Here is a 25747-nt window from a genome sequence, read left to right on the forward strand (position 1 = left end):
CCAACGGTCGTCACCCACCGAAGCCCCCGGCACCCACCGAAGCCCCCGGCACCCACCGAAGCCCCGTGACCTCGTACCGACCTTGCTTTCACACCGGTCTGGTTCATGATTGCGAAACCGTTCACCCCGTTCCTGCTATCCCTCGCTGTGGTTCCTTGACTGAGCATTCCATGAAAAAGATGCCCCGCTGGATGGTCGCGTTCGCGGCCCTGTTGCTTCCCTTTGCCGCGCTCGCGCAGCAGAAGGGCCTTGAGATCGACATCGTGGGCGGCAGTGCCTCGGCCACGCCGATCACCGTCGTACCGATGCCTTACGAGGGTTCGGCCGCTGCGCCGCAGACCGACGTGGCCGCGGTGATCCGCGCCGACCTGGACCGTTCGGGCCAGTTCCGCACGCTGCCCGAAGCGCAGATCGTGGAAAAGCCCACCCGCGGCGGTGACATCCAGTTCCCCACCTGGCGCGCGCTGAAGCAGAACTACATCGTGGTCGGGCGCGTGCAGGACGCCGGGGCCGGCGCGTACCGCGTGGAGTACGAGCTGTATGACGTGCCCAAGGGCGAGCGCCTGCTGGGCCTGGCGATGACCGCACGCGGCAACGCCATGCGCGATGTCGCCCACCAGATGGCCGATGCGATCTACGAAAAGATCACCGGCGTGCGTGGCGCGTTCTGGACCCGGATCGCCTACATCACCGCCAGTGGCCGCGGCGATGCCATGCGCTACGCGCTGATGGTGGCCGATTCGGATGGCTACAACCCGCAGACCATCGTGCGTTCGGCCGAACCGCTGCTGTCGCCTTCGTGGAGCCCGGATGGCGGCAAGCTGGCCTACGTCAGCTTCGAGCGCGGCAATTCGGCCATCTACATCCAGAACATCGCCACCGGCGCACGTGAGCTGGTGACCAGCTTCCGCGGCATCAACAGTGCCCCGGCGTTCTCCCCGGACGGCCGCAAGCTGGCCCTGACGCTGTCGCGTTCGGGCAACCCGGAGGTCTACTCGATGGACCTGGGCAGCAAGCAGCTGACCCAGCTGACCAACCACCTGGCCATCGACACCGAGCCGACCTGGGCCCCGGATGGCAGCGCGGTGTATTTCACCTCCGATCGCGGTGGCCGGCCGCAGGTTTACAAGGTTTCTGCAAGCGGCGGCAGCGCCGAGCGCGTTACCTTCCAGGGCAACTACAACGCCAAGCCGTCGGTTTCCTGGGATGGCAAGAAGATCGCCGTGGCGCAGGGCTCCGGCAACAGCTACAAGGTCGCGATGATGGACAGCTCGCTGGGTTCGCCGCGCTGGAGCACGCTCTCCACCGGTTCGCTGGATGAGTCGCCCAGCTTCGCGCCGAACGCCAGCATGGTGCTCTACGCCGCGCGCGAAGGTGGCCGCGGCGTGCTGTACGCGGTGTCGGCCGATGCCCGTGTGCGCCAGCGCCTGGTGCTGGCCGATGGCGATGTTCGCGAACCTGCATGGTCGCCATACCGTACCAAGCGCTAAAAGAGTGTTAATATTTTCCGAGATTTACCCCATTCACCGGCTTAGGAGCCTCAAAGGTATCGCCATGAACAAGACCACCAAAGTTCTGCTTGTTTCCCTGTTGTCCGTGGCCGCCCTGGCCGGTTGCTCGAAGAAAGTGAAGGAAGTGCCGGCCGAGCCGGCCACCACGCCGACCACCACCCAGCCGACCGGCCCGTCGACCTCCGGCCTGTACGGCCCGGGCGACCTGGACACCGATGCCTGCCTGCGCCAGCGCGTTGTGTACTTCGACCTGGACCAGGATTCGGTCAAGGCCGAGTTCCAGGCGATCATGGCCTGCCACGCCAAGTACCTGCGTGACCGTCCGTCCTCGCGCATCACCCTGCAGGGCCACACCGACGAGCGCGGTTCGCGCGCGTACAACCAGGCCCTGGGCGAGCGTCGTGGCAACGGCGTCAGCTCCGCGCTGCAGGCCAACGGTGGTTCGGCTTCGCAGCTGACCGTCGTGTCCTACGGTGAAGAGCGTCCGGTCTGCACCGATTCGAGCGAGTCCTGCTGGTCGCAGAACCGTCGCGTCGAAATCGTCTACACCGCGCAGTAATCCATGCGCATCGGCATCAATCTGATGCTGGTCGTGGCGGCAGCCTTCATGGCTGCCGCCCCGGCGTACGCGCAGCGGCAGAGCCTTGCCGACCGCGTCGGCGCGATCGAGCAGCAGCTGTACAACAACAGTGCCAACACGGACCTGTTGAACCAGATCACCCAGCTCCGCCAGCAGGTCGGGCAGATGCAGGGCACGATCGAACAGTTGCAGCACGAAAACGCCCAGCTCAAGCAGGGCAACCAGGACGCATTCCTGGACCTGGACGAACGCCTGAACCGCCTGGAAGGTGGTGCAGCGCCGGTCGTCCCCCCGGCTCCCGGTGGCAATGCACCGCTTCCCCCGGTTCCGGCCGTGCAGCCTCCCGCAGCGGCCACTTCAGAGCGGCCGCCTTCGGTACATGGCGATGCAGGCAGCCTGGCGGTCAGCGGCGATGAGCGCACCACCTACAACGTCGCCTTCGATGCACTGAAGGCCGGCAAGTACGATGACTCCGCGCAGCTGTTCCTGAGTTTCCTGGAGTTGTACCCCAGCGGTGTCTACGCCCCCAACGCGCTGTACTGGCTGGGCGAAAGTTATTACGCCACCCGCAATTTCCCGATGGCCGAGCAGCGTTTCCGTGAGCTCATCTCGCGCTATCCGACCCACGACAAGGCCTCCGGTGGCCTGCTGAAAGTCGGCCTTTCCCAGTTTGGCGCAGGCCAGGTAGAGCAGGCCCAGCAGACTCTGGAATCGGTCGTGGCGCAGTACCCCGGCTCGGACGCCGCGCGCACCGCGCAGGACCGCCTGCAGTCGATCCGCCTGGGCCAGCAGATCCGCTGAACCCCGCGCGGGTAGCCGCTTTTTGTAGAGCCGAGCCATGCTCGGCTGCTTTCGTTTCAGGTCCCCGGAATTCCGCATGAACGCAGTACCCGCCAACGCCGTTGCCACGCCCAGTGACATCGTCCAGTCGCCGCTGCCGCGGCTGAAAATCACCGAGATATTCACTTCGCTGCAGGGCGAGGCGGATACCGCGGGCTGGCCTACCGTGTTCGTACGCCTGACCGGCTGCCCGCTGCGCTGCCAGTACTGCGATACGGCCTATGCCTTCCATGGCGGTACCTGGTGGGATATCGACGATATCGTGGCCGAGGTGCTGGCCCAGGGCGTGCGCCACGTCTGCGTGACCGGCGGCGAGCCGTTGGCACAGAAGCGCTGCCTGATCCTGCTGCAGAAGCTCTGCGACGCCGGCATGGACGTTTCGCTGGAAACCTCCGGTGCGCTGGATGTGTCCGAGGTCGATCCGCGCGTATCGCGCGTGGTCGACCTGAAGACGCCGGGTTCTGCCGAGATGGCGCGCAACAAACTGGAAAACCTGCCCCTGCTGACCGCGCGTGACCAGGTCAAGTTCGTGATCTGCAGCCGCCAGGACTACGACTGGGCCAAGGCCATGGTCGTCGAGCACGCGCTCTCCGAACGCACGATGGTGCTGTTCTCGCCCAGCAAGGGCGAAATCACCGCCCGCGAGCTGGCCGACTGGATCGTCGCCGACCGGCTGCCGGTGCGCTTCCAGATGCAGCTGCACAAACTCCTGTGGAATGACGAACCCGGCAGGTAAGCTGGCCCGTCTTCCCGTTTCACCCCGGCGCGGGACAGCGTGCTGGCTCCCCTCCCCAAACCGGATGATTCACCCATGAAGAAGGCAGTCGTGCTTCTCTCCGGCGGCATGGATTCGGCCGCCGTCATCGCCCTTGCCCAGGAACAGGGCTTCGCCGTGCATGCGCTCAGCGTGCGCTACGGGCAACGCCACACCTCCGAACTGGAGGCCGCCGCCCGCGTGGCCGCCGCCCAGGGCGTGGTCCTGCACAAGACCGTCGACGTGGACCTGCGCAGCATCGGGGGTTCGGCATTGACCGATGACATCGACGTGCCCGAAGCGGGCGGCGAGGGCATCCCGGTCACCTATGTGCCGGCGCGCAACACGATCATGCTGTCACTGGCGCTGGGCTGGGCCGAAGTGCTCGGTGCCAACGACATTTTCTGTGGCGTCAACGCGGTGGACTACTCCGGCTATCCCGATTGCCGTCCGGAGTTCATCGCCGCGTTCCAGGCGCTGGCCAACCTGGCCACCAAGGCGGGAGTGGAAGGGGCGGGCATCACCGTGCACGCTCCGCTGCAGTTCCTCAGCAAGGCGCAGATCGTCAGCGAAGGCGTGCGGCTGGGCGTGGACTTCGGGCTTACGGTGTCGTGCTACAACGCCAACGCCGAAGGCGCCGCCTGCGGCCACTGCGATGCCTGCCGGCTGCGCGCACAGGGCTTCGACGAGGCCGGCGTCGCTGATCCGACGCATTACGCCTGACATGCGCGAGTGCTTCACCTCGGCGCCCGAATCAGGGTAGAATGCACGCCCCCGGTGCAAAGCCGGGGGCAGCAATGGGCCGTTAGCTCAGTTGGTAGAGCAGAAGACTTTTAATCTTTTGGTCGATGGTTCGAATCCATCACGGCCCACCATTGCAGGAAGCACCAAAAAAGCGCCCCAGAGGCGCTTTTTTTTGTGGGCTACAAATGGTCAAAATCGAAAGGCTTCTGCAGAGGCAGCCCCGAGGTATTGGAGTCACCACGCGGGGCGATGTAGTTGATGACCGACCACAGGGCATAAACCAGGGTCGCCGCACCCAGCACCTTGCTGCCGGCCTGCAGGGTGCGTTTCGTGCACGATAACGGCGTGTCCCTCCAGTTCGGCGGCAGCTCGCGGTTCTGCACAATCTCCACGACCACGCTATCGCGCACTTCGAGCAGCGGCATGCCGTTGGGCAGGCTGAGTGCGATCGATGGACGCCGCAGGGCGACGCGCTGCTCGATGTAATGCGGACCTGCTGCCTCCACCGTGATCCTCCGGATGCGTGTAGCTGCAGGCTGGCAGGAAATCCGTCGAACCTGCTGCAAGAAATCGTGCATCGATGCAGCGAACGCCGCATGCCGCCAAGCTGCGGCTGACCCCGCCGACAACCCACTTGTCCGTCTCATTCAGAGCTGACATTGCAGGCGAGTATGGTCAAGGTTGGTTCGGGAGGACAGCGCACAGATGGCGAAGTACGAACGGCAGGACAACTCTGAAACACGCTGGTTGAGTTTCAGGCTGCGCAACGGGCAGTCGATCGCGCCGGCCAAGCTGCGTGCCGGTTGGGCAGCCGCTGCGGCGGTCCCCGGTATCTCGGTACGCCGGGAAGATATTGAAAGCGGGACGGTGGTCTACGCTTTGTACGGCCCCAGCAGCCTGGGCGCTCCGCAGCTCGCGGAAATGCGCATGCGACAGTTCCTGATGGATGAAGGCTACACCTTCACCATGGGGACCCTCGGCGCACGGCCGGGCATCCGGCTCTGATCGCCGAACAGCGATGCCGGGCAAGCCCCGGCACCTTGCGTCGTCACCCCAGGTATCTGCGGAACCACGCCAGCGTGCGCTCCCACGCCAGCGCGGCGGCCGCTTCGTCGTAACGCGGCGTTGAATCGTTGTGGAAGCCGTGGTTCGTGCCGGGGTAGACATAGGCCTCGTACGTTGTGCCGGCCTTCTTCAGGGCCGCCTCGTAGGCCGGCCAGGTGGCATTGACGTTGTCGTCCTTCTCGGCGAAATGCAGCAGCAATGGCGCCTTGATCTTGGCGACATCTTCCGGCTTGGCCTGGCGGCCATAGAACGGCACCGCGGCATCCAGTTCCGGATACGCGACGGCTGCCGCGTTGGACACCCCGCCGCCGTAGCAGAAACCGGTGATGCCGACCTTGCCGGTTCCCAGCGGCGAGGCGCGCAGGTACTCGATGGCGGCGAAGAAATCGTTCATCAGCTTTTCCGGGTCGACCTGCGCCTGCAGTTCGCGGCCGCGTACATCGTTGCCTGGATAGCCGCCGACCGAACTCAGGCCATCCGGCGCCAACGCGATGAAGCCGGCTTTCGCCACGCGTCGGGCGACGTCCTCGATGTAGGGATTGAGGCCACGGTTTTCGTGCACCACCACGATGGCGGGCAGCTTGCCGGCGACCTTGGCCGGCTTGACCAGATAGCCACGCACCTGGCCATGGCCATTGGGCGAGGGATAGGTGATGTACTCGGCGACGATGTCCGGATCGGTGAACTGCACCTGCTGGGCCAACGCGTAATCCGGGCTCAGCGCCGCCAGCAGGGTGGTGGCGGCCACGCCGGCCATCGCAAAGGCGGCAGCGCGGTCGAGGAAGTCGCGACGGCTCAGGCGGCCATGTACATAGCCGTCATACAGTTCCAGCAGGTCCGGATGGAAATCCTTGGCGGTCAGTCGGGTCACGGGCGCAGCCTCTGCGAAAGCGGTGCGCTGAATCTAGCATCGCTTCGGCGGATACGCCCGTGGCAGGCCGCTCAGGCGGCGCGCGGGGCGTCGTGCGGCAGGCCTTCACCGGAATGGCGGAAGCAGATGCGGATGGCATCGAGCAGTTCGCTCATGTTGTACGGCTTGGGCAGGAAATGGATGCCCTGGTGCAGCAGCGGCAGCACCTCGTGCTGGCACATGCCGGAGGTGACCAGGATCGGCAGGCGCGGGAAGGCCGCACGCACGCGGTTGGCGGTCTCGATGCCACTGATGCCGCCCAGGCAGACATCGGTGAACAGCATGTCGAAGCGCTCGCCGGCGTTCAGCAGGCCCAGCGCGGCCTCGGCGGAACTGACGCCCACCACCTCGCAGGCCTGGCTTTCCAGGGTAAGGCGGCTCAGCTCGAGGGTTTCCTCGGAATCTTCGATCAGCAGCACTCGCGGCTGCACATTCTGCTTTGACAACAACATGACGCACGGGCTCCGTGACACGATTGGAACAAGGGCAGCGGAGGCTCCAGGCCCCAGCGGCGCGCAAGTATGCGCGGGCGATGGGTGAGTCCGGCGTGCAGGAATCGGTAAGTTCCGGTTACAGCGCCGTGGCGCGGCGTGCACGGGGCGGCAGCAGCGCCCACAGCACCAGCACGGCCAACGCGGCCGCGCCAAGGCGCAGGCCGATGCCCTGCCAGCCCATGGCGATGGCGTCTGGCACGGTGAACACGTTCCAGGCCAGGTTCAGCGATACGTGCAGGGCCAAGCCACTCCACAGGGTGTAGCCGTCCAGGCGGTTCAACACCGCGAACACGAAGCCGCCGAGGCCGGTCACGGCGAATACCAGGACGGCCATCGGCCCGCCTTCCGGGCCACCGAACCCCAACCAATGGACGGCGCCGAACAGCACCGCCTGCACGCTTGCGGCCAGCCACCAGGACCACCCCAGTACGCGCTGGGCGAACACGAAGCCGAGGCCGCGGTACAGGATTTCTTCGGCGAGCGGAAACAGCAGGGCCAACATCAACAGTGAAAGCGGGTCGATGTCGGTGGCCAGCGCGCCCAGCCACCACAGGCCAAGCCAGCACGGCACGGTGGCCAGCAGTACCAGCAGCGGTCCTCGCGCGCCGTTCCACTGCAGGCCGAGACTGCGTGCCAGCGAGCGGCCCGGTGCCAGCAGCACGGTCGCGGTCAGCAGGGCGAGGGCGGTCGCCAGCAGGTTGTCCAGCAGGCTGCCACCGAAGGGCATCGGCAGGGCGGGGATCGGCGTGCCGATGGCCTTGGCGATATCGCGCACCCACAGCCCGAGCGCGACGGCGAGCAGCAGTACCAGCGAGGCGGGCAGGCGGGGGAGTCGGGAGTTCGTAGTCAACGGGGCATCCTTGCGCGGATCATGCGGCACTATGCCGCCGCAGCAGCGCACGGGCATGCGCCGGAGGTCCATGTGCCGATCGTCAGGGCTGTTGCCATGCAGTCATCGGCGGGCGGTTACAGTGCAGGTCTCCCCCCTAGCAGGAGCGCCAGCGATGCTGTGCCCCGTTTGCAAGACCCAGGCGCTGACCATGTCCGAACGCCAGGGCATCGAGATCGATTACTGCCCGCAGTGCCGTGGCGTGTGGCTGGACCGTGGCGAACTGGACAAGATCATCGAGCGTTCGGCATCGACGCCGGCCGTGTCCCCGCCCGCACCGGTGCAGGCCGCAGCCCCGGCTTACAGCCAGCCGCCACCGCCGCCGGTGGCCGTGCAGCACCGCGATACGCGCCACCTGGGCCAGCGCCACCACGACGGCTACGCGCAGCAGGGCCAGTACAACCAGCACGGCTACAAGAAAAAGAAAAAGGAAAGCTTCCTGTCGGACCTGTTCGATTTCTGAGCAGGCTAGGCGGGGCGGTGCAGGATGTACTCGCGGTCACGCGAGTCACCGACGACGAAATCGTACTCGCCCACCTTGTGGCACCCATGGCGCGCGTAGAAGCGCTGCGCGCCGTGGTTTTCCGACCACACGCCCACCCACAGGGTGCGCCGTGAGGGGCTGTCCAGCCATTCCAGGAACGCGCCCATCAGGCGCTCGCCGTGCCCCGCATTCTGGTGGCTGGCCAACACATACAGCCGCTTGAGTTCGATGTCCCCGGCCGCGGCCAGGGTGTGCGGCAGGCTGTTCGGGCCGGCGGCCAGATAGCCCACGGCGCGTCCATCGGCTTCCAGCAGCCACGCTGCAGCGTGCGGGTCAGCCAGTTCGGCGCGTTGCGGTTCCAGGCTGTAGTGCGCGTGCAGGAAGGCGTGCAGGTCCTGCGGCGGATACGAATCGCCGAAGGTTTCGGTATAGGTGGCAATGGCGATGTCGGACAGTGCAGCGGCATCGTCCACGCAGGCGCGGCGCAGGGTGGTGGGCATGGCCCATTGTAGAAGGCCCCGGCGCACAGAGTGCACCGGGGCCTGCGTCACCGCGTCCTAGAACCACATCCTGACGCCGGCCACCCAGCGCGTATCGCGGACATGATCTGCGTCGGCCCGGTCGGCGGTATCGCCGAACAGGCGCTCATGGCTGATGCCGATGTACGGCGCGAAGCGGCGACTGAACTCATAGCGCAGGCGCAGGCCGGCTTCGACCTTGTTGAGTCCGCGGCCGATGCGCTGGGCCGGCTCATCACGTGCGGCCAGCGTGGCTTCGACCATCGGCTGCAGGATCAGCCGGTTGCTCAGCAGCACCTCGTATTCCACTTCCGCGGTGGCCATCAGCTGGCCGCCGGAGCCGGCGTACAGCGTGGCCGAGGTTTCGAACTTGTACGGCGCCAGGCCCTGGATGCCCAGCGCGGCCCAGGTGCGCGAGTCCGCCGGCCGGAAGTCCTGCTTCACACCGGCCAGCACGTCCCACCACGGGGAAATGCTGCGGCCGTACAGCACTTCCAGGTCCGCCGCATCGGTGCGGCCGCCGCTGCGTTCGCCTTCGCTGCGCAGCCACACGCGGTTGATGTCACCGCCGACCCAGCCGGTGGCTTCCCAGGCCTGTCCGGTGCCATGGCGCCCGTCCCAGTGTTCCAACCGATCCACCAGCAGCAGGCTGTTGATGGAGGGGGCGTGCTGCATGGCGGCGTGGTCGATGACGGGGAAAGCCGCTGCACGGTCGGCGGCGGTGACCGCGGGAATCGGCTCGCGCGGCAACGCTGCAGCATCATGCTGCGCATGGCCCATCTGCGAGTGATCCATGCCGGAATGATCCATCTTCGAATGGTCCATCTGCGAATGGTCCATCGTGGAGTGGTCCATCTTCGAGTGGTCCACCACCGACGCTGCCGGGGCGGCGTGGTGATCGTGCGACTGCGCCAGCGCGGGCAACGCCGCCAGCATCGTCAGGCCGATGGCACTACGTGCAAGGTTCAAGGAGACGCTCATTCTTCGATCCTCACTTCGCGCATCATGCCCGCTTCCATGTGGTACAGCAGGTGGCAGTGGAATGCCCACCGGCCCAGTGCATCGGCGCGTACGCGATAGCTGCGGCGGGTGCCCGGCGGCATGTCCACCGTGTGCTTGCGCAGTTGGAAATCGCCCTGCGCATCTTCCAGGTCGCTCCACACGCCATGCAGGTGGATGGGATGCTGCATCATGGTGTCGTTGACCAGCACGATGCGCATGCGCTCGCCGTAGTTCAGCCGCAGCGGCTCGGCCCCGGCGAAGGGGATGCCATCGAAGGACCAGGCGAACTTCTCCATGTTGCCGGTGAGGTGCAGTTCCACCTCGCGGCCGGGCTCGCGCCCATCGGGATCGTCGAACAGGCTGCGCATCGCGCCGTAGGTCAGTACCTGGCGGCCGTTGTCGCGCAGGCCGATGCCCGGATCGTCCAGCTTCGGGTCGGTGGCGCTGCTCTGCATGTCCACCAGCGGATTGCCGCGCTCGCTGCGTGGATGGGTGACCTTCGTGGGCATGGCGGCGCCTGCACCGTGCGCAGCATGGCCGGCGTGTGCGCCGTGATCCATGGCGGGCATGGCGTGGTCCATGCCGTGTCCGGACATGCCGCCGTGGTCCATCGCATGGCCCATGCCGTGGCCCATGTCGGACATGGTCAGCAGTGGGCGCGGGTCGCGCGCGGGAACCGGTGCCTGCAGCCCGTGGCGAACCGCCAGGGTGCCGGCGGCGAAGCCGGTGCGGCCCATGTCCTGGCAGAAGACGGTGTACGCATCCTGCCCGCTGGGTTCCACCAGCACATCGAAGGTTTCGGCCGGGGCGATGCGGAACTCATCGACGCTGACCGGGTGGATGTACTGCCCATCGGCGGCGACCACGGTCAACTTCAGGCCGGGGATGCGCACGTCGAAGTAGGTCATCGAGCCGCCGTTGATGAAGCGCAGCAGCACTTTCTCGCCGCTGCGGAACAGGCCGGTCCAGTTGCCCGCCGGCGCCGTGCCGTTCATCAGGTAGGTGTAGGTATGCGCGTTGACATCGGAGATGTCGGTCGGGGTCATCCGCATCCGGCCCCACATGCCGCGGTCGGACAGCGCCGCACCCCAGCCATCGCGGCGCGCATCGCGCAGGAAGTCGGGCAGGGTGCGCTTGTAGTAGTTGTCGTGCTCGGCGAGCTTCTTCATGCGCCGGAACAGCGCGCCGGGATCCAGGTCGGTCCAGTCCGACAGCAGGATCACGTGTTCGCGATCAAAGGCATACGGCGGCGGCTGCGCCGGGTCGATGATCAGCGCGCCGTACAGCCCGGCCTGCTCCTGGAACATGGAATGGCTGTGATACCAGTAGGTACCGGACTGCTTCAGGGTGAAGCGGTAGTGGTAGGCCTCGCCCGGGGCGATGCCGTTGAAGCTGAGGCCCGGCACGCCGTCCATGTTGGCCGGTAGCAGGATGCCGTGCCAGTGGATCGACGTGGGGTGGTGGGCCAGCGTGTTGCGCACGTGGATGTCCACGGTCTGGCCTTCGCGCCAGCGCAGGATCGGCGCGGGCAGGCTGCCGTTGACGGTGATGGCCGGACGGGTGCGGCCGGTGAAATTGGCCGCCGATTCGCCGATGGCCAGTTCGATGTGGGAGTGGCCGAGGACCTGCGGCGCGGTAGCCAGGGCAGGACCGGCGGCAGCGAGCGCGCGCGAGGGAAGACCGGTGGCGGCGGCCCCGGCGACCACGCCACCGGCGGCCAGGCCCTGCACGAACAGGCGGCGTGACGGTTGGGCCGGATGGCCCGGACCATTGGAAGAAGAAAAACGCATTGTAGGAAACTCCAGACGCAGGACATCACCGGTCCGGCGCAGCGGCGCGCGGGACAGCATCGAGTCACGCCACGGGCGTGGGCGTTGGAATCAGCCGATGGGAGGGCGTTGGATCCGTGGCAGCGCGGGCATGGGATGGCCCGGTGCATGCTGTTGCGGCGGCTGTGTGCCGGCGTAGTCGGCGGCCAACAGGGCAAGTCCCTCGGCGGCCAGCGCCGGTTGCTGCGCACAGGTACGCACGCAGTCCTTCAGCTTGCAGTGGGCATCGTCCGGCGCTGCCTGGGTCTGGTGATCGCTGGCGTGCGGCGGTTGCATGCCGGCCTGTGCCGGGGCGTGCCCGTGGCATGGAGGCGCTGCAGCGGGGGCCGTTTCAGGCGCATCCAGGCGGTGTTCTCCGGCCATGGCCGCGTTCAGTCCGTTGAGCAACAGACTGATCATCAGCACCACGCGCAGCAGGAGGGAGGCCACGGACATGGCGCTACCTTAGCCGGATCGTCGCGTAGATGCAGCCCCGCCTGAACCGCTGGTTCAATCCTGGAGCAGCGCGAGGCATCTGCCGTCAGCCTTGTTCACGCACCACCTCGATCAGCTGCGGACCGTAGCGCGACAGCTTGGTGCCGCCGATACCGCCGACCCGGGCCAGTTCATCCAGCGAGGTCGGGCGCTGTTCGGCGATGTTGCGCAGGGTGCTGTCGTGGAAGATCACGAAGGCCGGCACGTTCTGCTCGCGGGCCAGTTCGGCGCGCAGCCCCCGCAGCGCGTTGAACAGCGCCAGGTCCTGCGGCAGCACCGACAGGCCGCTGCCGCTGCGCTGGGTGCTGCGTTCGCGGCTGCTGCTCGGGGCGCTGTCGCGGCGCATGCTGATCTGCCGCTGGCCCTTGAGCACCTCGCGGCTGGCGTCGGTCAGGCGCAGGCCGCCATGGCCGGCGGTGTCCACTTCCAGCACGCTGGTGGCCACCAGCTGGCGGAATACGCTGCGCCAGGTCCGCGCGTCCAGGTCCTTGCCGATGCCATAGGTGCTCAGCTTTTCATGGCCGCTCTGGCGCACCTTGTCGTTCTCGCTGCCGCGCAGGATGTCGATCAGGTGGCCCACGCCATAGCGTTGGCCACTGCGGTACACGCAGCTGAGCGCCTTCTGCGCCGGGATGGTGGCATCCCAGGCGGCCGGTGGGGTCAGGCAGTTGTCACAGTTGCCGCAGGCCTGCGGATAGGTCTCGCCGAAGCCGGCCAGCAGCACCTGGCGCCGGCATTGCATGGACTCGCAGTAGCCCAGCAGGTGGTCCAGCTTGGAACGTTCCAGTTGCTTGCGCTCTTCCCCGGCCTCGGACTGTTCGATCATCTGCTTGAGCAGCACCACATCGCCCAGGCCATAGCACAGCCAGGCTTCGGCGGGCTCGCCGTCGCGGCCGGCGCGGCCGGTTTCCTGGTAGTAGCCCTCCATGGATTTGGGCAGGTCGGTATGGGCGACGAAGCGTACGTCCGGCTTGTCGATGCCCATGCCGAAGGCGATGGTGGCGCACATCACGATGCCGTCCTCGCGCAGGAAGCGGCGCTGGTTGTTGGCGCGCACTTCGGCCGGCAGGCCGGCGTGGTAGGGCAGGGCGGTAAAGCCTTGGCTGCACAGGAACTCGGCGGTTTCCTCGACCTTGCGCCGCGACATGCAGTAGACGATGCCGGCCTGGTCGCGGTGGCTGCGCAGGAAGCCGGTCAGCTGCTGGCGCGCGTTGTCCTTCTGCACCACGGTGTAGCGGATGTTGGGACGATCGAACGAGCTGACGAAGTGCCGCGCCTGGGCCAGGTCGAGGCGTTCGGCGATTTCGCGCTGGGTGGGCGGGTCGGCAGTGGCGGTCAGGGCCAGCCGCGGGATATCCGGCCAGCGCTCGTGCAGGACGGTGAGCTGGCGGTATTCCGGGCGGAAGTCGTGGCCCCACTGCGACACGCAGTGCGCTTCGTCGATGGCGAACAGGGCGATCCGGCTGCGCGAGAGCAACGACAGGAAGCGTCCGGTCAGCAGGCGCTCGGGAGCGACGTACAGCATGTCGAGCTCGCCGGCCAGCAGGTCGCGTTCGACGCGCGCGGCGGTTTCGCCATCCAGGGTGGAGTTCAGGAATTCGGCGCGCACGCCGAGCTGGCGCAGGGCTTCGACCTGGTCCTGCATCAGCGCGATCAATGGGGAAATGATGATGCCGCAGCCATCGCGCAGCAGGGCCGGGACCTGGTAGCAGAGCGACTTGCCGCCGCCGGTGGGCATCAGGACAAGGGCATCATGGCCGGCAGCGACGTGCTCGACGATGTCCCGTTGCGGGCCGCGGAAGTCGTCGTAACCAAAGACGCGGCGGAGCAGCTCGTGCGCGGGACTGGAAGGCATCCCGCTAGTTTACCCGTTCGCGCGGGGTGCTGTTCTGCGTTGCGTTCTGCGCGAACGTCAAAAGCGGCAGGGCTGCGTGGTGGGCGGGGCGGGGAGGCTGTGCAGGACACGCCGTGAACCCGTCCATGGGGGCTCGCTGTTGCCATCCATGGCAACAGACGGTCCTGCACAGCCTCCCGCCCCACCTCCGAAAGGTTCCCGGTGGCCACGGGCATGCGGGGAGGCAGGCTCTGGTAGCGCCGAGCCACGCTCGGCGGGAACCACCAAACACCATGCCGCTGCGCCATCCAGCCATCCACGCATCCACGCCATCTGGCCGCGTGCAAACCCCCCTTTGTTGAGGGGGGTGCGCCGACAGGCGGGGGGATAGGAGGGATGCGGGGGCAGGAGCCGTGCGGCGCAGCCGCATGGCTCCTGCTAAGGGGGGCGCGCCGACAGGCGGGGGGATAGGAGGGATGCGGGGGCAGGAACGCAGTGGGGCTTCGCCCCGCTGCCTTACTGCAGCAGGGAGCGCAGCATCCAGGCGTATTTCTCGTGGGTCTGCAGGCGCTGGGTCATCAGGTCTTCGGTGGGGGCGTCGTCGGCGTCGTCGGCCACGTCCAGCACCTGGCGGGCGGTGCGGCAGACCGCTTCGTTGGCGACCACCAGCTGGCGTACCATTTCACGCCAGTCGGCGCTGTTGGTCAGGCCGGGCTCTTCCGGGATGGAGGTCAGCGCGGCGAATTCGCGGTAGGAGCCCGGTGCGTTGAAGCCCAGTGCGCGGATGCGCTCGGCCACTTCGTCCAGTGCGGCCCACTGTTCGGTGTACTGGGTCTCGAACATGGCGTGCAGCGAGTTGAACATCGACCCGGTCACGTTCCAATGGAAGTTGTGGGTTTTCAGGTACAAAGTGAACGCGTCAGCCTGGTAGCGCGACAGACCGTCGGCGATCTTCTTGCGCTCGCCTTCCTTGATCCCGATATCAATGCCAGGTGCCGAAGGTGCTGCCGAAGCGAGCTTCTGCTTGCCGGTCTGGGCGGCCTTCGCGTTGGCCAGTGCCGGGGCCTTGGTGATGCTCTTGGTCTTTGCCATGGGGACGTTTCTCCTTGTGGATGAGATGATCTTCACGATAGACCAGAACTAATGTCTGGTCGCTATCAAGTTTTTAAACGAATCGATTGATGAACTCTATTGAAAAAAACCCGGCCTCCCGCCTGTCGCAGCAGCGGACCGCCCTCGACGGCGCGATGACCCGCGACCGGGGGCGCCTGCTCGGCATGCTCGCGCGCTGGCAATCCAGACCGCAGGATGCTGGCCTGGCACAAGCCTTCGAGCAGGCACTGCAGGCGTCGGTACAGCGCCGCCAGGCAAGGGCCAGCCAGAAACCGGCCATTACTCTGGACCCGCAGCTGCCCATCGCGCGTGAAGCCGAGTCGATCATCGCGCTGATCCGTGGCCATCAGGTGGTGGTGATCGCCGGTGAAACCGGCTCGGGCAAGACCACGCAGCTGCCCAAGCTGTGCCTGGCTGCCGGCCGAGGCGAAGCCGGGATGATCGGCTGCACCCAGCCGCGGCGCATCGCGGCGCGTGCCGTGGCCAGCCGCGTGGCGCAGGAACTGAACAGCGAACTGGGCCAGCTGGTGGGTTTCCAGGTGCGCTTCAACGACAAAGTCAGCGAAGACAGCCGCATCAAGTTCATGACCGACGGCATCCTGCTTGCGGAAATCGCCAGTGATCGCTGGTTGTCACGCTATGACACGATCATCGTCGACGAGGCGCACGAGCGCAGCCTCAACATCGATTTCCTGCTCGGCTACCTGAAGCAACTGCTGAAGAAGCGACCGGACCTGAAGTTGATCGTCACCTCGGCGACCATCGATACCGGACGTTTCGCCGAACATTTCGACGATGCGCCGGTGATCAGCGTGGAAGGGCGCACCTACCCGGTGGAGGTGCGCTACCGCGCGCTGGAAGGCGAGGGCGAAGCGCAGGGCGAGCGCACGGTCAACGATGCCATCGTCAGTGCGATCGATGAGATCACCCGGATCGACGCGCGCGGGGATGTGTTGATCTTCCTGCCGGGCGAGCGCGAGATCCGCGATGCCCACCAGTCGCTGGAACGGCGCAAGTACCGCCAGACCGAGGTGCTGCCGCTTTATGCCCGGCTGTCCAACCAGGACCAGGACCGGGTGTTCAACCCGGGCCCGAACCGGCGCATCGTGCTGGCCACCAACGTGGCCGAGACCTCGCTGACGGTGCCGCGCATCCGTTACGTGGTCGATCCTGGCTTCGCCCGCGTCAAGCGCTACAGCCCACGGCAGAAGCTGGATCGCCTGCATATCGAGCCGATCTCCCAGGCCAGCGCCAACCAGCGCAAGGGACGCTGCGGACGCGTGGCCGAGGGCATCTGCTACCGGCTGTACGCCGAAGCGGATTTCCAGGCCCGGCCGGACTTCACCGATCCGGAAATCCGGCGCTCCAGCCTGTCCGGGGTGATCCTGCGCATGCTGCAGCTGGGCCTGGGCCGGATCGAGGATTTCCCGTTCCTTGAGGCGCCGGACGAGCGCGCGGTTGCCGATGGCTGGCAGCAGTTGGCCGAACTGGGTGCCGTGGATGGCGAGCGCCGCCTGACGGCCGTGGGTAAGCAGATGGCGCGACTGCCGGTGGACGTCAAACTGGCGCGGATGCTCGTGGCCGCGCAGGCGGCCGGCTGCCTGAAGCCGATGCTGGTGATCGCCTCGTTCCTTGGCATCCAGGATCCGCGTGAGCGTCCGCCCGAAGCCCGTGGCGCGGCCGATACCGCGCATGCCCAGTTCGCCGATGGACGCTCGGAGTTCGTCGGCGTGCTGCGGCTGTGGGATGCCTACCGCCAGGCCCATGAAGACCTGACCCAGTCCAAGCTGCGTGACTGGTGCGGGCGCAATTTCCTCGGTTTCCTGCGCATGCGCGAGTGGCGCGAGCTGCATCGACAGCTGCGCCTGCTGTGCGAGGAACTGGGCTGGACCGAAGAGGCTGTCGAGGCCTCGCTGGCACCGCTGCTGGCGGGCAGCAAGGCACCGGCCGCGGCCAGCGATGACGCCACCGCGATCAAGGCCACGCGTGGCCAGCTGCACCGCGCTGCGCGACTGGCGCGCGAAGGCAAGCCGGCCGAGCAGGCGCCTGCGCCGGTGGCGGTACGCGCGCAGAAGGAACAGGCACCGGAAGGCGGTGGCTTCAGCGAGCGCGCACGGTCCGCTGCCTACCAGACACTGCATCGCGCGCTGATTGCCGGGTTGCCCACGCAGATCGGCCACCGTACCGAAAAGGGCGATTTCGAGGCGCCCCGCCAGCGCCGTTTCCAGCCGTTCCCGGGCTCTACGCTGGCCAAGCGGCCGCCGCCGTGGCTGCTCGCCGCCACCCTGCTGGATACGCAGAAGATCTGGGGCCTGACCAATGCGGCGATCGAGCCGGACTGGGTGATCGCCGAGCTGCCGCACCTGCTGCTGCGCAAGCACTTCGATCCGCACTGGTCGCGTGCGCAGGGACAGGTGCTGGCCTCGGAACAGATCAGCCTGTTCGGGTTGGTGCTGGCGCCGAAAAAGCCCGTGCACTACGGCCGCATCGAGCCGGCCGAAGCGCACGACATCTTCGTGCGCCAGGCGCTGGTGACCGGTGAGATCACTACCCGCGCCAGCTTCGTCGCCGACAACCAGAAAGTGCTGGAACAGGCGCGCGAAGAGGAAGCCAAGCTGCGGCGCGCCGGTATCGTCGCCGACGAAGGCTGGCAGGCACGCTGGTACCTGGACCGGATTCCATCGGAGATCCACTCCGCGGCCGGACTGGATACCTGGTGGAAGAGCCTGCCGCCTGCGCAGCGGCATGGCTTGTCCTGGTCACTCGTCGATCTGCTGCCGGGCGAAGGCAGCGAAGAAGACCGGTTCCCGAAGTATTTCGCGCTGGGCGATGCCCGGCTGCCGCTGAATTACCGCTTCGAGCCGGGCGCGGACGACGATGGCGTAACGCTGGACGTGCCGCTGCACCTGCTCAATGCACTGGATCCGGTGCAACTGGGCTGGCTGGCGCCGGGCTTCGTGGCGGACAAGGCCACGGCGTTGATCCGCAGCCTGCCCAAGGCGATGCGGCGCAACTATGTGCCCGCACCGGACTTCGCACGGGCCTTCGCCGAAGCGTTCCCGCAGCCCAGTGCCGATGACATCCGCGGCGAGCTGGCACGGTTCCTGTCGCGTGCGACGGGCGCGCCGGTGGCCGCGCTCGACTTCGACCTGGAAGCGGTCGATACCCACCTGCACATGAACCTGCGCCTGCGCGACGAGCAGGGCAGAGTACTGGCAACCTCGCGTGACCTGGAGGGACTGCGCGCACGCTTTGGTGACAAGGCCGGCCATGCCTTCGCTGCGCGTGCAGGGCGTGACATGGCCGCAGAAGGGCTGCGCGATTTCCCGTCTGCACCGATCCCGTTGCAGGTGCCCGGCGAAGCCGGTGTGCCGGCTTACCCGGCACTGGTGGACGAAGTGGATTCGGCGGCGCTGCGCATCTTTGCCGATCCGCAGCAGGCCGCTGAGGCGCATCCACGCGGCGTACGCCGACTGTTGGAGATCGGCTTGGCCGAGAAGGCCAAGCAGGCGCGCAAGCAGTTGCCGGTGTCACCGAAAACCGGCCTGTTGTACGCGGCCATCGAGTCGCAGGAACGGTTGCGCGGTGACATCGTCGACGCGGCGATGAATGCCGTGCTGGCCGAAGGCCTGGACGCGATCCGTGACCCGCAGGCGTTCGCGCAGCGGCGTGACAGTGCGGGCAAGGCACTGTTCGGCGAGGCGATGGAGCGCCTGAAGCTGGCAGAGTCGATCCTCGGCCTGGTGGCCGAGATCAAACCCGCGCTGGAGGCACCGCTGATGGGCTGGGCACGCGGCAACCTGGATGACATGGAACGGCAGCTGGCGGGGTTGGTACATGCCGGTTTCCTGCGTGATACGCCTGCCGAGGCTCTGTCGCAGTACCCGCGCTATCTCAAGGCCATGCTGCTGCGGACCGAGCGCGCCAAGCGCGATCCGCCACGAGACCAGGCCCGCATGCTGGAACTGCATCCGTTCCTGGAGGCGCTGCAGAAGGGTCGTGAGCAGGGGATGCAGGATCGGCCACAGTGGCAGGCGCTGCGTTGGGACGTGGAGGAACTACGTGTCTCACTGTTCGCGCAGGAACTGATCGGGCGCGGTGGCATTTCGGCCAAGAAGGTTGCCCAGCGCGCTGCCGAACTGGGGGGCATCCGCCGCTGACTCGCAGCGCTCATGCCTATTGAGTACGTGATCTTCGTTGATAACCTCGATTCCGTGCAGATGATCAAGGCACGAAGGGTGTGTTTTGCTTTCCCATGGACGCGTCGGACAACCGCCGACGCTCACCCGGGATTGTCATGAAGTCGCATCCATCCATCCTCCCCGTCGCATTGGCCAGCCTGTTCTGCGCGAGCGGGATCCTCGAGTCCGCATCGGCGGCTGCGCCTGCACCGGATGACGACCGGCTGGCGCAGCCTTCCATCATTGGCGGGCAGGATGCACGGCAGGGCCAGTTTCCTTTCATGGTTTCGATTCAGCGGCCAGGACTGGATGGAGTCGAGCACTTCTGCGGAGGCACCCTGATCAGCCCCTCGGCCGTGCTGACTGCAGCGCACTGCGTTTACGGGTACGCGCGTGGCGAGCCGGACCGCGACCCGGCCGACCTGGTGTTGGTGATCAACCGCGCCCATCTCGGTGCCGCAACCAGCGGCGTTGTACGGCGTGTGTCGCGTGGGGGCGGCAATTTCCAGATATATGTCCATCCCGACTGGCCACCCAAGGGCGGCTCCGGCACCGATGCGGCCGTCGTCCTGTTGGATGAATCCGTTCCGGGCGTACCGATCATCCGACTGCCCAGCCCGGGGAGTGATGTGTTTGAACGGTCCGGCACGCAGCTGACGACCGCCGGCTGGGGCAACATGTCCAGTGATGACTTCGAACCCGCCACGCAGTTGCAGTGGGTGCAGGTGCCGATATTGGCGCCTTGGGAGTGTTCGTTCGCCTACCCGGGCCCGGAGCCGGAGGACATGTTCGATCCCCAGCGCCAGGTGTGCGCCGGTGTGACCGGGCGTGATTCGTGCCAGGGTGACTCCGGCGGACCGCTGTTCGCCACCACGCCGAACGGCGGGCCGGCGGTCCAGGTCGGGATCGTGAGCTGGGGAATCGGCTGCGCAATGACAGGTTACCCCGGCGTGTACACCCGGCTGTCCAACCCGGAAACCCATCTCTTCCTGTCGCGCTTCGTCCGCTACTGAGTGGCCGCCGATAGTGAGCCGATCCTGCGGGACCCCGCTGGCCCGGCGCGGCGTCACTTCACCCGCTTCACCTTGGCACGGGTGTTCACGCCGGGAATCTGCAGATACCAGGCGCCGCTGACCGACGGGGCGATGCTGACCTGCGGGTCCTGCCGACGCACGCCGCCGACATTGGCACTGTCGGTCTGCTCCCAATGCTGGCCGTTGGCCAACACATACACCCGGCCCTGGGAGAAGCCGCGGAACTCGCCCGGCAGCACGCTGGTGATCGGTTCGCGGCTGCCGAAGTCGAAGAAGCCGCGGTGTTCTTCGACGACGGCCCTGCGGCCCTCTTCGCGCGCGACCTGCACGGCGGCGGCCGACGCGGCTTCCACCTTGCCCTGCAGCCAGCGATTCAGGGAGGCCAACTCGGCCGGCTGCAGTTTTTCCAGTCCAGCGGCCTTGAATTCGGCCGGGCTCATCTGCTGCTGCAGGTCACCTTCCACGGTGCGCTGGGCCCAGGCCGAGAACGAAACGGCCAGCAGGGCCAGCGAGCAGGCAAGCAGGCGGGGCGAGGGCAAGGTCATCGGGTGGTTTCCATGGGGATTGGGCCGAGTGTAGGACAGCCGCGCCGGGAATGAACATGGGGGCGCGGATGTCGCCGCAACGATTGTTCCTGAACGGGTGCGGCGCTAGTGTAGGTCGTACCCGTCTTATCTGTGATCGTCGTGAACCGCGCTTCCGTACCTGGCCTGGATGCCCTGTTGAACCGCCCATCCGCCTCGGCGGTCCACGAACCGTTGCGCGAGGCATTGCTCGGAGCGTGGACCCAGGTCGGCCACGGCGAGACGGTCGACGCCAACTGGTCGATACTGGGCGATACGTTCGACGCTTTGGCATTGCTCTCGGCCGACGAAAGCTCGCTGGTGGCCGCGCTGCTGTTCGATCTACCCGCATTGCGCGGCCGCGTTGCCGGCCTGCCGCTGGCCAACCCGGCCGCCGTCACCGGGCTGCTGGACGGCCTGGATGCTGCAGACCAGGTATGGGCGTTGCATGCCGGGCGCGAAGCGGGCCGCAACAGCGAAGGCCTGCGTCGGCTGCTGCTGGCGATCATCCAGGACCTGCGCGTGGTGCCCCTGCTGTTGGCCCGGCAGCTGGCGAGGATGCGCGCGGCGGACAAGCTGGACGACGAAGAGCAGCGCCGCGCGCTGGCCCAGCTGACCCGTGACATCCATGCGCCGCTGGCCAACCGGCTGGGTATCTGGCAGCTGAAATGGGAACTGGAAGACCTGGCGTTCCGGCATCTGGAGCCGGATACCTACCGGCGCATCGCACGCGAAGTGGATGAGACCCGCGTTGCGCGCGAACGCTACGTGGAGAACGTCAAGAAACTGCTGTCGCGTGACCTGGCGGCCAATGGCATCAACGCCGAAGTCAGTGGCCGACCGAAACACATCTACAGCATCTGGCGGAAGATGCAGAAGAAGCGCCTGTCTTTCGACCAGCTGTACGATATCCGCGCGGTGCGGGTGATGGTCGACGATGTGGGCGCCTGCTATGCCGCGCTGGGTGTGGTGCATGCACTGTGGGCGCCGGTGCCAAGCGAATTCGACGATTACATCGCCCGCCCCAAGGCCAACGACTACCGATCGTTGCATACCGCCGTGGTCGGGCCGGAAGGGCGCACGATCGAGGTGCAGATCCGCACCCATGAAATGCATGCGCAGGCCGAACTCGGCGTGGCCGCCCACTGGAAGTACAAGGAAGGCGGCAAGGGCGGCGAGAAGGCGTTCGACCGCAAGATCACCTGGATGCGGCAGCTGCTGGAGCAGGCACAGGAAGCTTCGGCGAGTGGACTGGCCGGTGCGCTGGATGCCGAGCTCACCGAGGACCGGGTGTATGCGCTCAGTCCCAAGGGCGAGGTGATGGACCTGCCACAGGGCGCCACGCCGCTGGATTTCGCCTACCACGTGCACACCATGGTCGGGCATCGGTGCCGTGGAGCGAAGATCAACGGCCGCATCGTGCCGCTGACCTATCGGCTGCGCAGCGGTGATCGGGTGGAGATCCTGACTGCCAAGGAGGCCGACCCGCGGCGCGACTGGCTGTTGCCGGCCAACGGTTACCTCGCCAGCAATCGATCACGCGAGAAGGTGCGCAACTGGTTCCACAAGCTGGATCGCGCGCGCAACGTGCAGGCCGGCCGCGAGCTGCTGGACCGGGAGCTGAAACGCCTGGGCCTGGCGCAGGCTGATCTTTCCACGGTGCTGAAGAAATTCCATGCCGACAGTGCGGACGACCTGTACATCCAGGTGGCTCTGGGCGACACCGGCCCCAACCAGGTCAGCCGGGCACTCCTGGAGGCCGAACGTGCCGCCAGCCAGCCCCCTGCGCCGCCGGCCCTGCCACGTCCGACGGCACGCCGCGAGGGCCTGGGCAAGAGCAAGTTCACCGTGCAGGGCGTGGGCAACCTGCTGGTTCAGTTGGCGCGTTGCTGCCAGCCGGTGTCCGGCGAACCCATCGTGGGTTACCTCACGCGTACCCGCGGGGTGACCGTGCACCGCGCCGATTGCCCATCGCTGGCACGCCTGTCGGCAGCCAGTCCGCAGCGCATCCTGCCGGTGGAATGGGGCCAGGCGGGCAGCGGCTATGAGGTGGATGTGGTGATCGATGCAGTGGACCGGCGTTGGCTGCTGAAGGACATCACCAACCTGATCGCGCAGGAAGAGGCCTATGTGCTGGACATCCACAGCGACAACGTCCGCAACAGTGGCCAGGCCCACCTGCGCCTGCGGCTGAAAGTCAGCGACTTCGACCAGCTCTCCGCGCTCCTGGGCAAGATGGATGCGCTGCCTGGCGTCAGCCAGGTCCGCAGGCTGGGCTGAACTTCACGTCATCCGGGCTAGTCTTCGCACATGGAAAGGAATTCGCGTCGCGCAGGCGGGCAGGGACACGATGCGCTGCAGCGCGTACGCCAGGAAGGGCGCTGGTGGTGGCTGCAGGCACGGCACACGCGCAGGATCTGGCGTTGGGCGCTGCTGGCTGCCGTCGTGCTGTTCCTCACCCTGATCCTGCTGCGCAAGCCGCTGGCCGATTGGTTCTGGGATGAGCCGCGCATCCAGCAGTTGCTGGAGCAGGGAGATCACGCGTTGCTGGCCGGTCGGCTGAGCGCAGACGATGGCAGCGGCGCGCGTGAGTATTTCCAGGCTGCGCTCGCGCTGGATGGCGACCGCAGCCAGGCACGCGAGGGCTTGGCGCGGACCGGCAAGGCGGCGCTGCGGTTGGGCGCGGAGGCGCTGGCCCGGGATGACCTGGGTTCGGCCGCCGAAGCGCTCGCGTTGGCGCGGCAGCTGCAGGTGCCACAGCCGGCCAGCGAGGCCCTTGCGCGCCAGCTTCGCGACCGGCAGGCAGCGGGCGCCGGGCTTGACGTGCTGCTGGGTCAGGCGCGCCAGGCACTGGCTGCCGGACGGCTGGACGACACCCCGGAGGATGCGCTGCCGCTGCTCCAGCGCGTGCTCGAACTGCGTCCTCTGGACGTGGCGGCGCTGGAGGCGCGTGAAGACGCGCTCAGCGATCTACTGCTGCGTGCACGCACGGCCAGCGAGCGCGGCGATGTGCAACAGGCCGCCCGGCTGGTACGGCGGGCACGTGATTATGATCCCGGCCATGCCGACCTTCCGGCCAGCCAGGAGGCGCTGTCGCGCGCGCTGGAATCACGTGCGCGACAGGCCGGCCGTGAGTTGCAGCGTGGCCGGCTGGATGCTGCTCTGGCCCAGCTGCAACCTGCGCTGGACGCTGCGGGGGAAGATCCGGCCGTTGCCCTCCAGCGCGGGCGCCTCGCGGCCGCGTTGCTGAAGCAAGGCCAGCGTCTGGCGGCGGATTACCGCTTCGATGAGGCAGCGGCGCGACTGGACGATGCGCAACGCCTGCAGGGAGCTTCGCGCGAACTCACGGCGGCCCGCCAGCAGGTGGAGCGTGCCCGCCTGGCAAGGCAGTCACAGCGCGGCAGCGGTGTGCGTCCCGGTGCCAGCACGAAGCAGCTCGGGCGCCTGCTGGAACAGTTGGGCGAAGCCGAGGCGCGCGGACAGTTGATCGCCCCGCCCGGTGCCAGCGCCTACGACGCGCTGCGCGAAGCGCAGTCGCTCGCGCCGGACGACCGGCGCGTGGTTGCGGCGGCCAAGCGCCTGCTGCCGGCCAGCCGCCATTGCTTTGAAGATGCGCTGAGGCAGAACCGGGTGGAGGCCGCCGGCGCCTGCCTGCAGGCATGGCAGACCCTGGCGCCGACCGATCCTGGGTTGGGGGTGGCGCGCAACCGCCTTGCCCTGCGCTGGGTTGCGATCGGCAGTGAACGGCTCGGCAGTGGAGATGTCCGATTCGCAGCGCGTGCCGCCCTTCAGGCCCGGCAATTGCAGCCCACGCTTGCTGAACTTCCTGCGTTCGAAGCGCGGGTCCTGCAGGCAGGCGGCCTTCCGCATTGAGCCCTTGCGCTGTCGGCCGCTGGCCGTGTCCGCTATAGTCCTGCCGCTGCACCCACCTGCCACGGTCTTCCATGCCTGCTGCTGTCCCTCTTGCCGAAAACGCGGTCCGCAATGCGGACGGACAGGGATATGCCGCGCGTTTCAACGCACAGTCTACGTGCGCGGTGATCGTGACCTATGGACCGGATCCCGCGCTGCTGCAGCAGGTAGTGGCAAGCGTGGTTCCCCAGGTGGGCCACGTGGTGGTGTTCGACAACGGCAGCGGCGGGGTGGACGTGGCCGGCCTGCTGGCAGGGCATCGCCGCGTGAGTGTGATGCCATCGGCGCTCAACGTCGGCCTGGGCGCTGCGTTGAACCGGGCCTGCGAACGCGCGCGCGAACTGGGTTTCCTGCATGTGCTGTTGATGGACCAGGACAGCGTGCTGGCCGAAGGCATGGTGCGCACCCTGGGTGCGGCGCTGGTCGAGCTGCAGCAGGGCGGTGACGTGGCGGCGGTGGGGCCGCAGTTCCGCGATGCGCGCAGCGGCGAGCTGGCGCCGTTCGTGCGCTTTGGATTTCCGTTCAACCGCAAACTGCGCGGCGGGCCAGGCCAGCGGGTGTCCTGCGATTTTCTGATCACCTCCGGTTCGCTGGTTCCGGTGGAATCACTGGTGCGGATCGGACCGATGGACGAAGCGCTGTTCATCGACAACATCGACCTGGACTGGTGCTTTCGTGCCAAGCGTGCGGGGCTGTCCCTGCACGGCATCTGCGATGCGCAGATGGCGCACAGCATCGGTGAGCAGCTGCTCGCTTCACGGGTGAAGCAGGACGGGGTGATCGTACACAAACCGTTCCGCCTGTACTTCATCATGCGCAACCGGGTGCTGCTGTATCGCCGCGGTTATACCCCGCGGGTATGGATCGCCCAGGATGTGCCGCGACTGGTGCTCAAGTTCATCGGCAACACCTTGTTCCTTCCGGCGCGTTGGCAGCGACTGGTGTTCATGTGCAAGGGACTGCGCGACGGCGTGCTGGGCCGCAGCGGCGAACTGCCCGGCTGAGCCTGCCCGACG

23 protein-coding genes and 1 tRNA gene are annotated in these 25747 nt (G+C 67.0%); 13 read left to right on the forward strand and 11 right to left on the reverse strand.

Translation table 11 applies throughout. The annotated features are described in order from the left end of the window. Positions 1 to 170: 170 nt before the first annotated feature. The 6 genes from tolB to SOM47_RS08195 all read left to right on the forward strand — a co-directional run bounded on the left by tolB (position 171) and on the right by SOM47_RS08195 (position 4560). Entirely contained in the window at positions 171 to 1490 is a 1320-nt protein-coding gene (gene tolB, locus SOM47_RS08170) for a Tol-Pal system beta propeller repeat protein TolB (protein ID WP_042613820.1), read from the forward strand. A 64-nt stretch (positions 1491 to 1554) separates the two neighbouring features. Then, entirely contained in the window at positions 1555 to 2070 is a 516-nt protein-coding gene (pal, locus tag SOM47_RS08175; RefSeq protein WP_042613819.1) for a peptidoglycan-associated lipoprotein Pal, read from the forward strand. A gap of 3 nt (positions 2071 to 2073) precedes the next feature. Beyond that, positions 2074 to 2892, forward strand: coding sequence for a tol-pal system protein YbgF (gene ybgF / locus SOM47_RS08180; protein ID WP_042613818.1), 819 nt, complete (start codon positions 2074 to 2076; stop codon positions 2890 to 2892). A 76-nt stretch (positions 2893 to 2968) separates the two neighbouring features. After that, a complete protein-coding gene (queE, locus tag SOM47_RS08185) occupies positions 2969 to 3667 on the forward strand; it encodes a 7-carboxy-7-deazaguanine synthase QueE (protein ID WP_320505290.1) in 699 nt (232 codons plus the stop codon). 75 nt (positions 3668 to 3742) lie between these two features. Next, entirely contained in the window at positions 3743 to 4408 is a 666-nt protein-coding gene (gene queC / locus SOM47_RS08190; protein WP_042613816.1) for a 7-cyano-7-deazaguanine synthase QueC, read from the forward strand. 76 nt (positions 4409 to 4484) lie between these two features. Next, positions 4485 to 4560: transfer RNA gene (locus SOM47_RS08195), tRNA-Lys, on the forward strand. A gap of 48 nt (positions 4561 to 4608) precedes the next feature. On the opposite strand, the gene SOM47_RS08200 is transcribed toward SOM47_RS08195, so the two are convergent. Next, complete coding sequence (locus SOM47_RS08200) at positions 4609 to 5007, reverse strand: hypothetical protein (protein ID WP_320505291.1); 399 nt, start codon at positions 5005 to 5007, stop codon at positions 4609 to 4611. Positions 5008 to 5134: 127 nt separating this feature from the next. Between SOM47_RS08200 and SOM47_RS08205 the strand changes: the two genes are divergently transcribed. Then, on the forward strand, positions 5135 to 5434 hold the full coding sequence (locus SOM47_RS08205; RefSeq protein ID WP_042613814.1) for a hypothetical protein: 300 nt from the start codon (positions 5135 to 5137) through the stop codon (positions 5432 to 5434). A 43-nt stretch (positions 5435 to 5477) separates the two neighbouring features. Here SOM47_RS08205 and yghX read toward each other — a convergent pair whose 3' ends face one another. From yghX to SOM47_RS08220, 3 genes are all read right to left on the reverse strand, one after another. Then, positions 5478 to 6365: a YghX family hydrolase gene (yghX, locus tag SOM47_RS08210; RefSeq protein ID WP_320505292.1), complete on the reverse strand. Its 888-nt coding sequence runs from the start codon at positions 6363 to 6365 to the stop codon at positions 5478 to 5480. 71 nt (positions 6366 to 6436) lie between these two features. Next, the gene (locus SOM47_RS08215; RefSeq protein WP_042613812.1) at positions 6437 to 6856 is read right to left on the reverse strand and encodes a response regulator; all 420 of its coding nucleotides are present in this window, start codon (positions 6854 to 6856) and stop codon (positions 6437 to 6439) included. Positions 6857 to 6974: 118 nt separating this feature from the next. Continuing rightward, positions 6975 to 7748: a CPBP family glutamic-type intramembrane protease gene (locus SOM47_RS08220; protein WP_320505293.1), complete on the reverse strand. Its 774-nt coding sequence runs from the start codon at positions 7746 to 7748 to the stop codon at positions 6975 to 6977. 154 nt (positions 7749 to 7902) lie between these two features. On the opposite strand from SOM47_RS08220, the gene SOM47_RS08225 reads away from it, so the two are divergent. Beyond that, on the forward strand, positions 7903 to 8250 hold the full coding sequence (locus SOM47_RS08225; RefSeq protein ID WP_042613811.1) for a TFIIB-type zinc ribbon-containing protein: 348 nt from the start codon (positions 7903 to 7905) through the stop codon (positions 8248 to 8250). Between the two features lie 5 nt (positions 8251 to 8255). Here SOM47_RS08225 and SOM47_RS08230 read toward each other — a convergent pair whose 3' ends face one another. The 6 genes from SOM47_RS08230 to SOM47_RS08255 all read right to left on the reverse strand — a co-directional run bounded on the left by SOM47_RS08230 (position 8256) and on the right by SOM47_RS08255 (position 15020). Then, a complete protein-coding gene (locus tag SOM47_RS08230) occupies positions 8256 to 8771 on the reverse strand; it encodes a GNAT family N-acetyltransferase (RefSeq protein ID WP_042613810.1) in 516 nt (171 codons plus the stop codon). Between the two features lie 57 nt (positions 8772 to 8828). Further along, on the reverse strand, positions 8829 to 9770 hold the full coding sequence (locus SOM47_RS08235; RefSeq protein WP_320505294.1) for a copper resistance protein B: 942 nt from the start codon (positions 9768 to 9770) through the stop codon (positions 8829 to 8831). Next, positions 9767 to 11623, reverse strand: coding sequence for a copper resistance system multicopper oxidase (locus SOM47_RS08240; RefSeq protein ID WP_414715781.1), 1857 nt, complete (start codon positions 11621 to 11623; stop codon positions 9767 to 9769). Before SOM47_RS08240 ends, SOM47_RS08235 begins: the two co-directional genes overlap by 4 nt. A 48-nt stretch (positions 11624 to 11671) precedes the next feature. After that, on the reverse strand, positions 11672 to 12055 hold the full coding sequence (locus SOM47_RS08245) for a CopL family metal-binding regulatory protein (RefSeq protein ID WP_042615483.1): 384 nt from the start codon (positions 12053 to 12055) through the stop codon (positions 11672 to 11674). An 85-nt stretch (positions 12056 to 12140) separates the two neighbouring features. Beyond that, a complete protein-coding gene (gene recQ / locus SOM47_RS08250) occupies positions 12141 to 13949 on the reverse strand; it encodes a DNA helicase RecQ (protein ID WP_191771820.1) in 1809 nt (602 codons plus the stop codon). 495 nt (positions 13950 to 14444) lie between these two features. Further along, entirely contained in the window at positions 14445 to 15020 is a 576-nt protein-coding gene (locus SOM47_RS08255) for a Dps family protein (RefSeq protein WP_042615210.1), read from the reverse strand. Positions 15021 to 15109: 89 nt separating this feature from the next. On the opposite strand from SOM47_RS08255, the gene hrpA reads away from it, so the two are divergent. Next, a complete protein-coding gene (hrpA, locus tag SOM47_RS08260; RefSeq protein WP_320505296.1) occupies positions 15110 to 19201 on the forward strand; it encodes an ATP-dependent RNA helicase HrpA in 4092 nt (1363 codons plus the stop codon). A 137-nt stretch (positions 19202 to 19338) separates the two neighbouring features. Continuing rightward, entirely contained in the window at positions 19339 to 20235 is an 897-nt protein-coding gene (locus SOM47_RS08265; protein ID WP_042615212.1) for a trypsin-like serine protease, read from the forward strand. Positions 20236 to 20288: 53 nt separating this feature from the next. Here SOM47_RS08265 and SOM47_RS08270 read toward each other — a convergent pair whose 3' ends face one another. Next, positions 20289 to 20801: a hypothetical protein gene (locus SOM47_RS08270; protein WP_042615213.1), complete on the reverse strand. Its 513-nt coding sequence runs from the start codon at positions 20799 to 20801 to the stop codon at positions 20289 to 20291. 141 nt (positions 20802 to 20942) lie between these two features. Here SOM47_RS08270 and SOM47_RS08275 point away from each other — a divergent pair, with 141 nt between their 5' ends. From SOM47_RS08275 to SOM47_RS08285, 3 genes are all read left to right on the forward strand, one after another. Beyond that, positions 20943 to 23099: a RelA/SpoT family protein gene (locus tag SOM47_RS08275; RefSeq protein WP_320505297.1), complete on the forward strand. Its 2157-nt coding sequence runs from the start codon at positions 20943 to 20945 to the stop codon at positions 23097 to 23099. Between the two features lie 30 nt (positions 23100 to 23129). Then, complete coding sequence (locus SOM47_RS08280; RefSeq protein ID WP_042615214.1) at positions 23130 to 24692, forward strand: membrane protein; 1563 nt, start codon at positions 23130 to 23132, stop codon at positions 24690 to 24692. Between the two features lie 71 nt (positions 24693 to 24763). Then, positions 24764 to 25735: a glycosyltransferase family 2 protein gene (locus SOM47_RS08285; RefSeq protein WP_320505298.1), complete on the forward strand. Its 972-nt coding sequence runs from the start codon at positions 24764 to 24766 to the stop codon at positions 25733 to 25735. Positions 25736 to 25747 lie beyond the last annotated feature (12 nt).

It is taken from the genome of Stenotrophomonas sp. CFBP8980, from assembly GCF_034046095.1.
Classification (GTDB): domain Bacteria; phylum Pseudomonadota; class Gammaproteobacteria; order Xanthomonadales; family Xanthomonadaceae; genus Stenotrophomonas; species Stenotrophomonas lacuserhaii.